Source organism: Caballeronia sp. J97 (assembly GCF_905220305.1).
GTDB lineage: Bacteria > Pseudomonadota > Gammaproteobacteria > Burkholderiales > Burkholderiaceae > Caballeronia.
This window is the reverse complement of the sequence record NZ_CAJMZL010000106.1, coordinates 1-334: the sequence shown is the minus strand read 5'-3', so window position 1 is coordinate 334 and position 334 is coordinate 1. Positions and strand designations below refer to the sequence as shown.

At 61.4% G+C, this 334-nt stretch carries 1 pseudogene; it reads left to right on the top strand.

What is annotated here, in order from left to right:
- Window positions 1-334 (top strand): annotated as a pseudogene (locus U4Y90_RS36025) (electron transfer flavoprotein subunit beta/FixA family protein); the annotation flags it as partial.

Sequence of the window (334 nt, the reverse complement as noted above, 5' to 3'; positions counted from 1 at the left end):
CGGGGTGACGCAGTGTCAGGAGACGTTGCGCACGGCGTTGGCGATCGGGGCGGATCGTGCGGTGTTGGTGGAAACGTCGGAGGATTTGCAGCCTTTGGCGGTGGCGAAGTTGTTGAAGGCACTGGTCGATCAGGAGAAGCCTGAGTTGGTCATTCTCGGCAAGCAGGCCATCGATGACGACTCGAATCAAACCGGCCAGATGCTCGCTGCACTCGCGGGCCTGCCGCAAGCGACGTTCGCCTCGAAGGTCGTGATCGCCGATGGCAAAGCGACCGTATCGCGTGAAGTCGACGGCGGCGCTGAAACGCTATCTTTGAAGCTGCCTGCAGTGGTC